12 protein-coding genes are annotated in these 13,682 nt (G+C 64.9%); 8 read left to right on the top strand and 4 right to left on the bottom strand.

Going from position 1 to position 13,682, the window contains the following annotated elements:
- Positions 1-67 precede the first annotated feature (67 nt).
- Positions 68-1,429: a serine/threonine-protein kinase gene (locus tag CDA09_RS16360; protein ID WP_121429625.1), complete on the top strand. Its 1,362-nt coding sequence runs from the start codon at positions 68-70 to the stop codon at positions 1,427-1,429.
- An 83-nt stretch (positions 1,430-1,512) separates the two neighbouring features.
- On the opposite strand, the gene CDA09_RS16355 is transcribed toward CDA09_RS16360, so the two are convergent.
- From CDA09_RS16355 to hrcA, 3 genes are read right to left on the bottom strand one after another with little or no spacing between them, the layout of a single operon-like run.
- Entirely contained in the window at positions 1,513-1,908 is a 396-nt protein-coding gene (locus CDA09_RS16355; protein ID WP_121429624.1) for a phage holin family protein, read from the bottom strand.
- A complete protein-coding gene (gene hemH, locus CDA09_RS16350) occupies positions 1,908-3,005 on the bottom strand; it encodes a ferrochelatase (RefSeq protein ID WP_121429623.1) in 1,098 nt (365 codons plus the stop codon). Before hemH ends, CDA09_RS16355 begins: the two co-directional genes overlap by 1 nt.
- 30 nt (positions 3,006-3,035) lie before the next feature.
- Positions 3,036-4,064: a heat-inducible transcriptional repressor HrcA gene (gene hrcA, locus CDA09_RS16345; protein WP_121429622.1), complete on the bottom strand. Its 1,029-nt coding sequence runs from the start codon at positions 4,062-4,064 to the stop codon at positions 3,036-3,038.
- Positions 4,065-4,149: 85 nt separating this feature from the next.
- Between hrcA and CDA09_RS16340 the strand changes: the two genes are divergently transcribed.
- Together CDA09_RS16340 and recN are read left to right on the top strand one after the other, a co-directional pair.
- The gene (locus CDA09_RS16340; RefSeq protein ID WP_121429621.1) at positions 4,150-5,034 is read left to right on the top strand and encodes an NAD kinase; all 885 of its coding nucleotides are present in this window, start codon (positions 4,150-4,152) and stop codon (positions 5,032-5,034) included.
- A 30-nt stretch (positions 5,035-5,064) separates the two neighbouring features.
- Positions 5,065-6,729, top strand: coding sequence for a DNA repair protein RecN (recN, locus tag CDA09_RS16335; protein WP_121429620.1), 1,665 nt, complete (start codon positions 5,065-5,067; stop codon positions 6,727-6,729).
- A 26-nt stretch (positions 6,730-6,755) separates the two neighbouring features.
- Here the strand turns inward: recN and fur are convergent, their stop codons facing one another.
- The gene (fur, locus tag CDA09_RS16330) at positions 6,756-7,190 is read right to left on the bottom strand and encodes a ferric iron uptake transcriptional regulator (RefSeq protein WP_121429619.1); all 435 of its coding nucleotides are present in this window, start codon (positions 7,188-7,190) and stop codon (positions 6,756-6,758) included.
- 121 nt (positions 7,191-7,311) lie between these two features.
- On the opposite strand from fur, the gene CDA09_RS16325 reads away from it, so the two are divergent.
- The 5 genes from CDA09_RS16325 (at position 7,312) to greA (ending at position 13,634) form a co-directional block, all read left to right on the top strand.
- A complete protein-coding gene (locus CDA09_RS16325) occupies positions 7,312-7,725 on the top strand; it encodes an outer membrane protein assembly factor BamE (RefSeq protein ID WP_121429618.1) in 414 nt (137 codons plus the stop codon).
- 34 nt (positions 7,726-7,759) lie between these two features.
- On the top strand, positions 7,760-8,566 hold the full coding sequence (gene dapB / locus CDA09_RS16320) for a 4-hydroxy-tetrahydrodipicolinate reductase (RefSeq protein WP_121429617.1): 807 nt from the start codon (positions 7,760-7,762) through the stop codon (positions 8,564-8,566).
- A gap of 170 nt (positions 8,567-8,736) precedes the next feature.
- Positions 8,737-9,879 carry a glutamine-hydrolyzing carbamoyl-phosphate synthase small subunit gene (carA, locus tag CDA09_RS16315; protein ID WP_121429616.1) on the top strand — a complete coding sequence of 381 codons (1,143 nt, stop codon included), beginning with the start codon at positions 8,737-8,739 and terminating at the stop codon, positions 9,877-9,879.
- 54 nt (positions 9,880-9,933) lie between these two features.
- The gene (gene carB, locus CDA09_RS16310; protein ID WP_121429615.1) at positions 9,934-13,161 is read left to right on the top strand and encodes a carbamoyl-phosphate synthase large subunit; all 3,228 of its coding nucleotides are present in this window, start codon (positions 9,934-9,936) and stop codon (positions 13,159-13,161) included.
- The gene (gene greA, locus CDA09_RS16305) at positions 13,158-13,634 is read left to right on the top strand and encodes a transcription elongation factor GreA (protein WP_121429614.1); all 477 of its coding nucleotides are present in this window, start codon (positions 13,158-13,160) and stop codon (positions 13,632-13,634) included. Before carB ends, greA begins: the two co-directional genes overlap by 4 nt.
- Positions 13,635-13,682: the final 48 nt, after the last annotated feature.

Here is a 13,682-nt window from a genome sequence, read left to right as displayed (position 1 = left end):
CGTGTGTCACGATTGAAACTTCACACGGCGCTCGGCGGCCGTGCGGGATGCAAGGTCCGGATCACACATGAGCGAGATGCCGCAGACAATCGGGAAGTATCGCATCGTGCGGGAAGTGGGGCGTGGTGCGACGGCTGTCGTCTACATGGCGGAGTCTGCGGACTGGCCTGTGCCCGTTGCGGTCAAGCTGATCCGCTTCGACGACAAGTCGAAGGACGAGTCGAAGTGGAACCGGCGCCTCCTGAAGCTGCTCAAGGCCGAGCAAGCCGTCTCCACGCGCCTGGATCACCCGCACATCATCCATGTGTACGACGTCGTGATCGAGCCGGAGCAGGCCTACGTCGTCATGGAGTATTTTCCCGGCGAGTCACTCGAGCGCTACTGCAGGTTCGAGCATCTGCTGCCGGTCCATCGGGCGATCGGGATCGTGTTCAAGTGCTGCATGGCACTCGATTACGCCTACCGGCAGGGCATCGTGCATCGCGACATCAAGCCCGCGAACATCCTCATCGATGATCAGGACAACGTAAAGATCACCGATTTCGGCCTGGCGCTGAACATCGACAAGAAGGTGGAGTCCGATTCGACCTTCATCATGGGCGTCGGCTCGCCGGCCTACATGAGCCCCGAGCAGATCAAGGGCTATCCGCTCAACCAGAAGACGGACCTGTACTCCCTCGGCGTGGTGCTGTTCAATCTTCTCACCGGGCGCCTGCCTTTCCGCGCGAGCAGCCCGGCCCAGCTGATCTACAAGATCATCAATGCCGACCCGCCGCGCGTGTCGCAACTCAACCCGGAGTTGCCGGAGCCGATGGACGCGGTCATCCGCAAGGCGCTCGAAAAGGATCTGTACTCCCGCTACAAGAACGGAGCGGAATTCGCCAAGGATCTGTCTGCGGTGCGTTACCAGCTTGTCGACGACACGTACGTGCCGCCGGACACCAGCCGCTTCTCGTGCCTGCGCAAGCTCTCGTTCTTTACCGAGTTCGACGATGTCGAACTGTGGGAAGTGCTGCGAATTTCGACCTGGCGGGTCGTCGAGGGCGGGACCACCCTTATTCGCGAAGGCGATGCGGATCAGCGGTTCGGGATCGTCATCGAGGGCGAGGTGGAGGTGTCCCTCGGGGGGCGCCGCGTGAGCGATCTGGGCGTCGGCGAGGTTTTTGGGGAGCTGGCCTGGCTGGACAGCCTTCGCCATCGTCACGTGAAAACCGTGACCTCGAAACAGCCGACCACTTATCTGGAAGTGAACCCGTCGGCGCTGGCGCTTGCGACGGACGAACTGCGCGAGCGTTTCCGCACGATGCTGGCAACGACTGCCGCCCGGCGCCTCGGCGAAGCCTTGCGTGAGCTCGCCGCGAACGGCGAGCCGGCGATCGCTGGCAAGTTCACCGCGACCGGGCTCGATCTGCAACTGGTCGAGGACTGAAGAAGCGGCGCCGACCGCCATCTTGGCGATTCGCGCGCGAAAATCCGGCGCTGATCGGTACCCTCGCGCGCGGGCGGCGCCGGTCAGTCGCGATGATGGCGAAACCGCGCCCCGACCCGGGTATCCGGCCTGTCCGCGAGGGCAATGTTCACGAGCGAGGTGAGCAGGCTGTAGAGCAGGGCGCTCCAGAAGGCCGCCCAGAAATCGGCCACATGCACGCCGCTGACCAGTCCCGTCACGCCCCAGAACAGGAATGCGTTGATCACCAGCGTGAAGAGCCCGAGCGAGAGGATCGTGATCGGGAGCGTGATGAGGATCAGCAGCGGCCGGATCAAGGCGTTGATCAGGCCAAGCAGCAGCGCCGTGACCAGTGCGGATGCGTAACTCTCCACCCGCAGGCCGCTGATGAGCTCGGGCAGGAGCATCAGCGCGGCCGCGTTCAGCAGCCAGCGCAGCGCAAGTTTGAGTCGCGGATCCATCAGCAGGTCGCTCCGGCCTTGCGTGCACGCTGGACGCTGGCGGCGAGGTCCTGTGGCGCGGCGGCGGGACGCGAGAGCCAGTTGCCCAGGTGGTCGCGCACGATGTCGCTGAGCGCGTTGATCCAGTCGTTGCGTTCGTTGAGGCACGGGATGTAATGGAACTCCTTGCCGCCGCAGGAGAGGAACGCATGGCGGCACTCCATCGCGATCTCCTCGAGGGTTTCGAGGCAGTCAGCCGGGAAACCGGGGCACAGCACGTCCACCCGCTTCGTCCCTTGCTGCGCGAGCGCTTCGAGCGTCGGTTGCGTATAAGGCTTGAGCCATTCCGCCTTGCCGAAGCGCGACTGGAAGGTGAGCTGCCAGCGCTCCTCCGGCAGGTCGAGCTGTGCGGCCAGGAGCCGCGCTGTCGCGTGGCATTCGCAGTGGTACGGATCGCCGAGGTTTAGCGATCGGCGCGGCACGCCGTGGAAGCTCATGATGAGCTTGCCGCCCTCGCCATTCTTCATCCAGTGGTCGCGCACGCTCTGGGCCAGTGCGGCGATATAGCCCGGATGGTCGTGGAAGTTGCGCACATAGCGGATCTCGGGCTGGTTGCGCCAGTGGGCAAGGCAGGCCGTGACCTCGTCGAGCACGCTCGCCGTCGTGCTGGCGGCATACTGCGGATACATCGGTACGATCAGGATGCGGGTGCAGCCGTCGGCCTTCATGCGCTTGAGCACGTCCGGCACGGACGGGGCCCCGTAGCGCATCGCCCAGTCGACGCGCAGGTCCGCGAGGCCACGGTGGCCGAGGTAGCCGGCAAGGAGCTTGGTCTGGCGCTTGGTATGCACCGTCAGCGGTGAACCCTCGTCCATCCAGATCTTTGCGTACTTTGCCGCCGATTTCGCGGGGCGGGTGTTCAGGATGATGCCGTTCAGGATCGGCCACCATACGGGCGCCGGGATCTCGACCACTCGCGGATCCGACAGGAACTGCCTGAGATAGGGGCGGACAGCGGCGGCAGTCGGTGCGTCAGGCGATCCGAGATTCACGAGCAACACGCCCGTGCGGGCGGGCGTGCCGTGCGTCCAGGCGGGTTCGGGCCAGTAGCGGGCCATGCTGATCCTTGTGTGAGTGCAGCGTGCCGGTCAATTCGCGTTCGAGAGCGCGTTCGAGAGCAGGCGTGCCGTGATGTCGACGATGGGAATTACCCGATCATAAGCCATGCGCGTCGGTCCGATGACGCCGACCGAGCCGACGATGCGTCCGTTGACCTCGTAACCGGCGGTCACGACACTGCAGCCGTCGAGCTGGGCCAGCCCCGATTCGTCGCCGATGAAGATCTGCACGCCCTGGGCGCGATTGGACAGGTCGAGGAGCTGAATCAAGCCGGTCTTCTGCTCGAACAGCTTGAACAGTTCGCGCAGCCGCGCCATGTTCGACGACAGATCCTCGATGTCGAGCAGGTTGGTTTCGCCGGACAGCACGTAGCGCGAGCTGTCGTCCTCGGCGGCAGCGCTGCCGGTTTCCACCGCCGCGTTCATCAGCTCGCTCATGTCGCTGCGCAGCTGCTTGAGTTCGGCACGGACACGCGTGCGGATGTCGTCGAAGCCGAGTCCCGCGCAGTGTTCGGTGAGATAGTTCGCCGCTTCGACGAGTTCCGACGGCGAGTATGAGCGCCGCGTATGGATGATGCGGTTCTGCACGTCGCCCGCCGCCGTGACGATGATCAGCAGGATGCGGTTTTCCGACAGGCTGATGAACTCGATCTGGCGGATCTTGATCAGGTCGCGATGTGGCGAGATGACGACTCCGGCAAACTGCGTCAGCTCGGACAGGAGGTGCGAAGCGGAACTGACCAGCCGCTGCGGCTGGTCGGGCTGCAGATGTCCCTTGAGCTCGCGCAGTTGCGCCTGTTCCAGCGGCTGCACCGTCAGCAGCGAGTCGACGAAGAAACGATAGCCGAGCGCGGTCGGAATGCGCCCGGCCGACGTGTGCGGACTCGTGATGAAGCCCATCTCTTCGAGGTCGCTCATCACATTGCGCACCGTCGCGGGAGACAGCTCGAGGCCCGAGTAGCGCGACAACGAGCGCGAACCCACCGGCTGCCCCTCGACGATGTAGCGTTCGATCAGGGTCTTCAGCAGGATCTGCGAGCGGGGGTCGAGCGGTTTCATGATGGTCTTGGGTGATTTCCCCGATTCTATGGAACTGCCGGCGTCTCTGCCAAGGTCCCGCATGATTTGTGGTTTAATCCGCGGCATGAACCACAGCTTTCATACCATTGCCCTGATCGGCAAGTACCAGAGTCCCGATGTTGCGGGCGCGGTCCTGTCGATTGCCGGTTTCCTGCGCGAGAAGGGGCTCGCTGTATGGATCGAGCAGGGTACGGCAAGTTCCATCGGACTCGTCGGCGAGTATGCGACGGTCACTTACGACGAGATCGGCGCACAGGCCGACCTGGCGGTGGTGCTCGGCGGGGACGGCACGATGCTCAATACGGCTCGCAGGCTGTTCGAGCACGCAGTGCCGCTCGTGGGCATCAACCAAGGCAGGCTGGGCTTCCTGACCGATATCCCGCGCAAGGAAGCGCTCGAAAAGCTTGCGGAGATCCTCGACGGCCGCTTCACGGACGAGGCGCGCACGATGCTCGACGCCGAGGTGATCCGCGCCGGGCAACGGGTCTTCCATACGCTCGCTTTCAACGATGTCGTCCTCAACAAGGGCGATCTCGGCCGCATGATCGAGTTCGACCTGTCGATCGATGGCGAATACGTCTACACGCAGCGCTCCGACGGCATGATCGTCACGACCCCGACCGGTTCGACGGCCTATGCCTTGTCCGCCAACGGCCCGATCCTGCACCCGACGGTCGGGGGGATCGCGCTCGTGCCGCTGTGCCCGCACGCCCTGACGGCCAGGCCGATCACGCTGCCGGACACGTGCCGGATCGAAATCCAGCTGCTTTCCCCACACGACGGGCGCATCCATTTCGACGGCCAGACCCGTTTCGATGCCCACGCGGGCGATCTTCTCCGCATCACCCGTTCGCCCAAGGTGGTGCGTTTTCTGCATCCCGAGGGGTACAGCTACTTCGAGATGCTGCGCCAGAAGCTCCACTGGAGCGCCACCCCGCGGCTGCCCTGACGGCCGCCCTTTTTCCGATCCGCGACGCCTATGCTCCGCCGCCTGACCATCCGGGATTTCGTAATCGTCGATCGACTTGAACTCGAATTCCAGTCGGGGTTCGGTGCCCTGACTGGCGAGACCGGCGCGGGCAAGTCGATCCTGCTGGATGCCCTCGGGCTGGCCCTCGGCGGTCGTGCCGATGCCGGTGCGGTGCGTATCGGGCGCGACAAGGCCGATATCGCCGCCGAGTTCGAGCTGCCGGTCGGTGGGGGGCTCTCCGACTGGCTCACTTCGCAGGATCTGCCCGGCGACGATGGCATGGTGATCCTGCGCCGCGTCGTCGAGTCGGGCGGCCGATCCCGTGCCTGGATCAACGGCGTGCCGGTGACGCAGGCGCAGCTGCGCGAGGCGGGTGACTGGCTCGCGGACATCCATGGGCAGCATGCTCACCATGCCTTGATCAGGGGCGATGCCCAGCGCGCGCTGATCGACGCCCATGCCGGCGCGGCCGCCCTCGCCAACGACGTCGCTGTCCGGTTTCGCGCATGGCAACAGCTGGCGGAATTGCGGCGGACCGCGGAGCAGGATTCCGCCGCATCCGAGCGCGAACGCGAGCTGCTCGCGTGGCAGATCGGGGAATTGCGGGACCTGGCGTTCGACCCTGACGAATGGGTCGAGATCAATCACGAGCACTCCCGTCTCGCCCATGCGGCGAGCCTGACGGAGGGCGCGGACGAGGCGCTGGCGACGCTCGGCGAGGGCGATGGCGCTGTGACGTCCTTGCTGCGGCACATCGGCGTGCGGGTCGACGCGATGGCCGACATCGATCCGGGGCTGGGCGACGTCCGCGAACTGCTCGCCGGTGCGGCCATCCAGGCGGATGAGGCGCTACACGCGCTTCGCCGCTATCGCGACCGGCTCGACCTCGACCCGCAGCGCCTCGCCGAGATCGAGCGGCGCATCGGCGCCGTGACCGATGTGGCGCGCAAGTACCGCGTCGATCCCGAGGGGCTTCCCGAGCTGCTCGACACCTGGAGCGGGAAACTCGAGGAGATGGTGGCGCGTGCGGATCCCGTGCATCTCGCGGAACAGGAGGCACTGGCGCGGCGAGCCTATGACGAGGCTGCGGCGCGCCTGTCCGCCGCGCGTCGTCCGGCAGCCGACCGCCTCTCGCGCGAGGTGAGCGAGGCGATGCAGACGCTGGCGATGGCGGGGGGGCAGTTCGCCGCCGTGCTCGAACCCTGCGCACCTTCGGCGCATGGCGTCGAGGCGGCCGAATTCCGCGTCGCGGCCAACCCCAGCCAACCCTTGCGGCCGCTGGCCAAGGTCGCCTCGGGCGGAGAACTGTCGCGGATCGGTCTCGCCATCCAGGTCATGACCAGCCGCGACTCGGCGACCCCGACACTGATCTTCGACGAGGTCGATGTCGGCATTGGCGGCGGCGTTGCCGAGATCGTCGGCAAGCTGCTGCATCGGCTGGGTCAGGAACGGCAGGTCCTGTGCGTCACTCACCTTCCCCAGGTGGCGGCGTGTGCCGACTGGCAGTGGAACATCGCCAAGTCGAATCGCGGCAACGAGGTGGTCAGCGCCGTCACGCCGCTGGAAATGGACGGCCGGATCGAGGAGATCGCGCGCATGCTCGGCGGCGTCAGCATCACCGACACCACCCGTCGCCACGCTGCCGAAATGCTCGGGGTGACCGCCGCGCCCTAGGGCAGGGGCGGCGGTCGGGAAGCGAGTCAGTCGAGCTTGCGGTTCGGGCAGTTCTTCTTGAGGCAATCGACGTAGAGGTAGAGCGCGTGCTCGTGGACCGCAAAGCCGCGGTCCGCAGCGATCTTGTTCTGTCGCCGCTCGATCTCCTCGTCGAAGAATTCCTCCACCTTGCCGCACTGCACGCAGACGAGGTGATCGTGATGCCCGCTTTCCTTCAGTTCGAAGACTGCCTTGCCGGATTCGAAATAATGCCGCTCCAGCAGGCCCGCCTGCTCGAACTGCGTAAGGACCCGGTAGACGGTGGCGAGGCCGATGTCCATGCCTTCCGCCATCAGCAGTCGATACACATCCTCGGCAGTCAGGTGCCGCAAGTCCGACGTCTGGAACAGATCAAGGATCTTCAGGCGCGGGTAGGTGGCCTTGAGGCCGATATTTTTCAGGTTCTGCGAGTTTTCTGACATGGTCGCTCTGTTGGCTTGCAGTTCGCTCGGCCGCTTGGCTGCTGGCTACGTATGATATATTTTTTCGCGTTTGTCTGAAAAACATACGCCGTCTGGCGCTAACGACCAAGATCTCCATTTCATGCGTGTATTGACTCTTCCGGCGGTCGTCGCCGTCGTGGGCCTCATGGCCGGTTGTTCCTTCACCTCCCTGACCAACAAGCTGAATCCCCATCGCGTCGACGTGCGCCAGGGGAATTACGTGGATCAGGAAATGATGGCACGCCTGAAAAAGGGCATGACGCGGGAGCAAGTCCGCTTTGCCCTCGGCACGCCTCTCGTGACCGACTCCTTCCACTCCGATCGCTGGGACTACGTCTACATCTTCCGTCCCGGGCGCGGTGAACCCCAGCAGCGCGTCCTTAGTGTCTTCTTTGACGGCGACAAGCTCGATCGGGTTTCCGGCGATGTCCAGTCGGGCGACGCGCCGGCCGCCGCTGCGGCCTCGCAGAGTGAGCGCGCCCGCGTGATCGAGATCCCGCCCGCAGCCAAGTGAAAGCGTGTCTGCTGCGCTCACAGGACCTGACTGAATGAATCCCTTACGTATTGCAATCGCAGGTGCATCCGGCCGCATGGGGCGGATGCTGATCGAGGCCGTGCTGAACGACAGCGAGGTCGTGCTCGCCGCCGCCTTCGATCGGGCAGGCACCCCCTTCGTCGGCCGCGATGCCGGCGAACTGGTCGGCGGCGCCTGTGGCGTCGTGATCACCGACGACGCCCGTGCGGCGATCGCGTCGGCGGACTGCGTCATCGATTTCACCCGCCCGGAAGGGACGCTCGTGCATCTCGCCATCGCCCGCGAGCTCGGCAAGGCGATGGTGATCGGCACGACGGGTTTCTCGGCGGTCGAGAAGGACGTCATCGCCGCGGCGGCACGGGACGTCCCCGTCGTGTTTGCGCCGAACATGGCCGTTGGCGTGAACGCCGTGTTCAAGCTGCTTGAAGTGGCGGCCCGGATCCTCGACGAAGGGTACGACGTGGAGGTCATCGAGGCGCACCATCGCTTCAAGGTCGATGCGCCGTCCGGCACGGCGCTGCGGATGGGCGAGGTCGTCGCGCGTGAGCTCGGGCGAAATCTGGAAGAATGCGCGATTTACGGGCGCGAAGGGGTGACCGGCGAGCGCAAGTCCGAAACAATCGGATTTTCGACGATCCGTGGCGGCGACATCGTGGGCGACCATACCGTTCTCTTCGCCGGCATCGGCGAGCGCATCGAGATCACGCACAAGTCCGGCAGCCGCATGCCTTACGCGCTGGGCTCGGTCCGCGCGGCGCGCTTTCTGGCCGGCCGGAAAAGCGGTCTTTTCGACATGCAGGACGTCCTCGGCCTGCGTTGATCCGTCGAGCCGGTCCTTCGCCCACGTTGCCTCGGACCGCGGCAAACGATACAATTCAGCGGTTTAGACAAGCGGGATCGGCCGAACAGCGGCTCGTCCCGTTTTTTTCACGTTCGGGCAGGCGTACCGCGCCTGTCCCCGTCTTTTCGGCTGAAATCCAGGAGTTTGTCGTGACTGCTTCCCCGCCCGCCCTACTAGCACTCGCCGATGGGACGGTATTTTTCGGCAAGGGAATCGGTGCGGCCGGCAGCACGGTTGGTGAGGTGGTGTTCAACACGGCGATGTCCGGTTACCAGGAAATCCTCACCGACCCGAGCTACTGCCGCCAGATCGTAACGCTGACCTACCCGCACATCGGGAATACCGGCGTCAATCCCGAGGACGTCGAATCCGGGCGTGTGCACGCCGCCGGCCTCGTCATCCGCGACCTGCCAATCCTTCCCTCCAACTTCCGCATGGGCCAGACGCTCGACGCCTACCTCAAGGCCGAGAACATCGTCGCCATCGCCGGCATCGATACCCGCAAGCTCACGCGCGTCCTGCGCGAGAAGGGCGCCCAGAACGGCTGCATCGTCACCGCGGCCGATGGCGCTGCGCTCAACCCCGAGGCGGCCATCGCCCAGGCGCGCGCCTTTCCGGGGCTGGCAGGCATGGACCTTGCCAAGGTCGTCAGCGCCGAGCAGAAGGTCGAGTGGACCGAAGGCGAATGGCAACTCGGCTCCGGCTACGACGCCGACCCCAAGGCGCGCTTTCACGTCGTTGCCTACGACTTCGGCGTCAAGCGCAACATCCTGCGCATGCTCGCGAGCCGCGGCTGCCGCCTCACCGTCGTGCCCGCACAGACTTCCGCTGCCGATGCGCTCGCGCTCAATCCGGACGGCATTTTCCTGTCGAACGGTCCGGGAGATCCGGAGCCCTGCGACTACGCGGTCGCGGCGATCCGCGAGTTTCTCGCGCGCGGCATCCCGACTTTCGGCATCTGCCTCGGGCACCAGCTCATGGCGCTCGCCTCCGGCGCGAAGACCGTGAAGATGAAGTTCGGCCACCACGGTGCGAACCATCCGGTCAAGGACCTCGATACCGGGCAGGTGCTGATCACCAGCCAGAACCACGGCTTCGCGGTCGACGTCGACACGCTGCCGGCGACCCTGCGGCCGACCCACGTGTCGCTTTTCGACGGCAGCCTGCAGGGCATGGAGCGCACCGACGTGCCGGCCTTCTGCTTCCAGGGGCACCCCGAGGCGAGCCCGGGGCCGCACGACGTCAGCTACCTGTTCGACCGCTTCATCAAGCGGCTCGAAGCGCGCAAATGATTCGCAAGCGGCAGCCTGCGCTGCCGCTCCCCAACGCAAGACCGAGGTTAGGCAATGCCTAAGCGCACAGACATCAAAAGCATTCTCATCATCGGCGCCGGCCCGATCATCATCGGCCAGGCGTGCGAGTTCGACTACTCCGGTGCGCAGGCCTGCAAGGCGCTGCGCGAGGAAGGCTACAAGGTCATCCTGGTGAACTCCAACCCGGCCACGATCATGACGGATCCGGGCACGGCCGATGTCACCTACATCGAGCCGATCACTTGGCAGGTCGTCGAGCGCATCATCGAGAAGGAGCGTCCCGACGCACTGCTGCCGACGATGGGCGGGCAGACGGCGCTCAACTGCGCACTCGACCTCGCCAGGAACGGTGTGCTCGAAAAGTACGGCGTCGAACTGATCGGCGCCTCGCGCGAGGCGATCGACAAGGCCGAGGACCGCCTCAAGTTCAAGGACGCGATGACCAAGATCGGCCTCGGCTCGGCCCGTTCCGGCATCGCCCACAGCATGGAAGAGGCCCTGCAGGTGCAGGGCGGCATCGGCTTCCCGGTCATCATCCGCCCGTCCTTCACGCTCGGCGGCACCGGTGGCGGCATCGCCTACAACATGGAAGAGTTCGAGGAGATCTGCAAGCGCGGTCTCGAGGCGAGCCCGACCAATGAACTCCTGATCGAGGAATCGCTGATCGGCTGGAAGGAATACGAGATGGAAGTCGTCCGCGACCGCGCGGACAACTGCATCATCGTCTGCTCGATCGAGAACCTCGACCCGATGGGCGTGCACACCGGTGACTCGATCACCGTCGCCCCGTCGCAGACGCTCACCGACAAGGAATACCAGATCCTGCGTAACGCCTCGATCGCGGTGCTGCGCGAGATCGGCGTCGACACCGGCGGCTCGAACGTCCAGTTCGCGATCAACCCGCAGGACGGTCGCATGATCGTCATCGAGATGAACCCGCGCGTGTCGCGCTCGTCGGCGCTTGCCTCGAAGGCGACCGGCTTCCCGATCGCCAAGGTCGCGGCCAAGCTCGCCGTCGGCTACACGCTCGACGAGCTCAAGAACGACATCACCGGCGGCACGACGCCGGCCTCGTTCGAGCCGTCGATCGACTACGTCGTCACCAAGATCCCGCGCTTCGCGTTCGAGAAATTCCCGCAGGCCAACGATCGCCTCACCACGCAGATGAAATCGGTCGGCGAAGTGATGGCGATGGGCCGCACCTTCCAGGAGTCGTTCCAGAAGGCGCTGCGCGGCCTCGAAGTCGGTGCCTACGGCCTCGACGAGGTCGAGACCGACCGTACCGATCTCGAGCACGAGCTTGCGAACCCCGGTGCCCAGCGCATCTGGTACGTCGGCCAGGCCTTCCGCGAGGGTTACACGCAGGAACAGGTGTTCGGCCTGACCAAGATCGATCCGTGGTTCCTCGCGCAGATCGAGGACATCGTGCTGACCGAAAAGGCCATCACCGGCCGTTCGCTGAAGGCGATCCAGGCCCCCGAGCTGCGCGACCTGAAGCGCAAGGGCTTCTCCGATCGCCGCATCGCCAAGCTGCTGGGTGTCGATGAGACCGCGGTGCGCCTGCACCGTCACGCCAATGGCGTCCGCCCCGTGTTCAAGCGCGTCGATACCTGCGCGGCGGAGTTTGCAACCTCGACCGCCTACATGTACTCCTCGTACGAGGACGAATGCGAAGCGCGTCCGACGGACAAGAAGAAGATCATGGTCCTCGGTGGCGGGCCGAACCGTATCGGCCAGGGCATCGAGTTCGACTACTGCTGCGTCCATGCCGCGCTCGCGCTGCGCGAAGACGGCTACGAGATGATCATGGTCAATTGCAACCCGGAGACCGTCTCGACCGACTACGACACGTCGGACCGCCTGTACTTCGAGCCGATCACGCTCGAGGACATCCTCGAGATCGTGCACATCGAGAAGCCGGTCGGCGTGATCGTGCAGTTCGGCGGCCAGACCCCGCTCAAGCGTGCGCAGGCGCTGGAAGAAAACGGCGTGCCGATCATCGGCACGAGCCCGGACATGATCGACGCGGCCGAAGACCGCGAGCGCTTCCAGAAGCTGCTCAACGATCTCGGCCTCAAGCAGCCGCCCAACCGCACGGCGCGCACGCCGGAAGCGGCCGTCCGCCTCGCGGCGGAAATCGGCTACCCGCTGGTGGTTCGCCCGAGCTACGTGCTCGGCGGCCGTGCGATGGAAATCGTGCACGAGCAAAAGGACCTCGAACGCTACATGCGCGAGGCGGTGAAGGTCTCGAACGAGTCGCCCGTGCTGCTCGACCGTTTCCTCAACGACGCCACCGAGGTGGACGTCGACGCGCTCTCCGACGGCAATCAGATCATCATCGGCGGCATCATGGAGCACATCGAACAGGCAGGCGTCCACTCGGGCGATTCGGCTTGCTCGCTCCCCCCGTACACGCTGTCGGCGAAACTGCAGGATGAGTTGCGTCGTCAGACCGAGGCCATGGCGCGCGCGCTCAACGTCTGCGGCCTGATGAACGTGCAGTTCGCCATCCAGGGCGAAGGCGATGATGCAACGGTCTTCGTGCTCGAAGTGAACCCGCGTGCATCGCGCACCGTTCCCTTCGTTTCCAAGGCCTGCGGCCTGCAGCTCGCCAAGATCGCCGCGCGCTGCATGGCCGGCCAGAGCCTCGCGAGCCAGGGCGTCACCCGCGAGATCGTGCCGCCGTATTTCGCGGTGAAGGAAGCCGTGTTTCCGTTCGTGAAATTCCCGGGTGTCGACACGATACTCGGGCCGGAAATGAAGTCGACGGGCGAGGTGATGGGCGTGGGCCGCAGCTTTGCGGAAGCCTTCGTGAAATCGCAACTCGCTGCCGGTGTCCGGCTGCCGCAGTCAGGCACGGCCTTCATCAGCGTGAAACCGACCGACCGCGGCGCGGCGGTCGAAGTGGCGCGCGAACTGCACGAACTCGGTTTCCGGGTTGTCGCGACGCGCGGCACCGGTTCGGCGATCGACGCCGCCGGGATTCCCGTGAGCGTCGTCAGCAAGGTGAATGAAGGTCGTCCGCACATCGTGGATATGATCAAGAACAACGAAGTGAGCATGGTGATCAACACGGTGGAGGAGAAGCGTCAGGCGATCGTCGATTCGCGCTCCATCCGTACGAGCGCGCTGGCGGCGAAGCTCACCGTGTTTACCACCATCGAGGGCGCGCGTGCGGCATGCATGGGCATGCGCCACCTCGAAGGGCTCGAGGTGTATGGCCTGCAGTCCCTGCATGCGGAACTGAAGAAGCAATCATGAACAAGACTCCCCTTACCGTAATGGGTGCAGAGAAACTCCGTATCGAACTGCACAAGCTCAAGACCGTCGAACGGCCAAACGTGATCGCGGCGATCGCCGAGGCCCGCTCGCACGGCGACCTTTCGGAAAACGCTGAATACGACGCAGCCAAGGAACGCCAAGGTTTCATCGAGGGGCGAATCAAGGAGCTTGAAGGAAAGATCGCGAACGCGCAGATCATCGATCCGAGTCTGCTCGACGCGGACGGGCGCTGCGTATTCGGCGCCACGGTGAAGCTCGAGGATATGGAATCGGGGCAGGCGGTCGCCTATCAGATCGTCGGTGACGACGAGGCCGACATCAAGGAGAGCAAGATTTCGATCAGTTCTCCGATCGCTCGTGCGCTCATCGGCAAGTACGCCGGCGACGTCGCCGAGGTGCAGGCCCCGAGCGGTGTGCGCGAGTACGAAATCATCGAAGTGCTCTACATCTGAGACCGGACGGGGCGCGCTGCGTCCCGGCCGGGAAGCCAGTCTCCGAGG

The organism is Azoarcus sp. DN11, assembly GCF_003628555.1.
In the GTDB taxonomy this organism is placed as follows: Bacteria; Pseudomonadota; Gammaproteobacteria; order Burkholderiales; family Rhodocyclaceae; genus Aromatoleum.
This window is presented reverse-complemented; position numbering and strand designations above follow the sequence as displayed.

Bases quoted from the DNA above. Each gene is read 5' to 3' on its own strand.
- CDA09_RS16360 (WP_121429625.1), top strand. From the start codon at position 68: ATGAGCGAGATGCCGCAGACAATCGGGAAGTATCGCATCGTGCGGGAA.
- CDA09_RS16355 (WP_121429624.1), bottom strand. From the start codon at position 1,908: ATGGATCCGCGACTCAAACTTGCGCTGCGCTGGCTGCTGAACGCGGCC.
- hemH (WP_121429623.1), bottom strand. From the start codon at position 3,005: ATGGCCCGCTACTGGCCCGAACCCGCCTGGACGCACGGCACGCCCGCC.
- hrcA (WP_121429622.1), bottom strand. From the start codon at position 4,064: ATGAAACCGCTCGACCCCCGCTCGCAGATCCTGCTGAAGACCCTGATC.
- CDA09_RS16340 (WP_121429621.1), top strand. From the start codon at position 4,150: ATGAACCACAGCTTTCATACCATTGCCCTGATCGGCAAGTACCAGAGT.
- recN (WP_121429620.1), top strand. From the start codon at position 5,065: ATGCTCCGCCGCCTGACCATCCGGGATTTCGTAATCGTCGATCGACTT.
- fur (WP_121429619.1), bottom strand. From the start codon at position 7,190: ATGTCAGAAAACTCGCAGAACCTGAAAAATATCGGCCTCAAGGCCACC.
- CDA09_RS16325 (WP_121429618.1), top strand. From the start codon at position 7,312: ATGCGTGTATTGACTCTTCCGGCGGTCGTCGCCGTCGTGGGCCTCATG.
- dapB (WP_121429617.1), top strand. From the start codon at position 7,760: ATGAATCCCTTACGTATTGCAATCGCAGGTGCATCCGGCCGCATGGGG.
- carB (WP_121429615.1), top strand. From the start codon at position 9,934: ATGCCTAAGCGCACAGACATCAAAAGCATTCTCATCATCGGCGCCGGC.
- greA (WP_121429614.1), top strand. From the start codon at position 13,158: ATGAACAAGACTCCCCTTACCGTAATGGGTGCAGAGAAACTCCGTATC.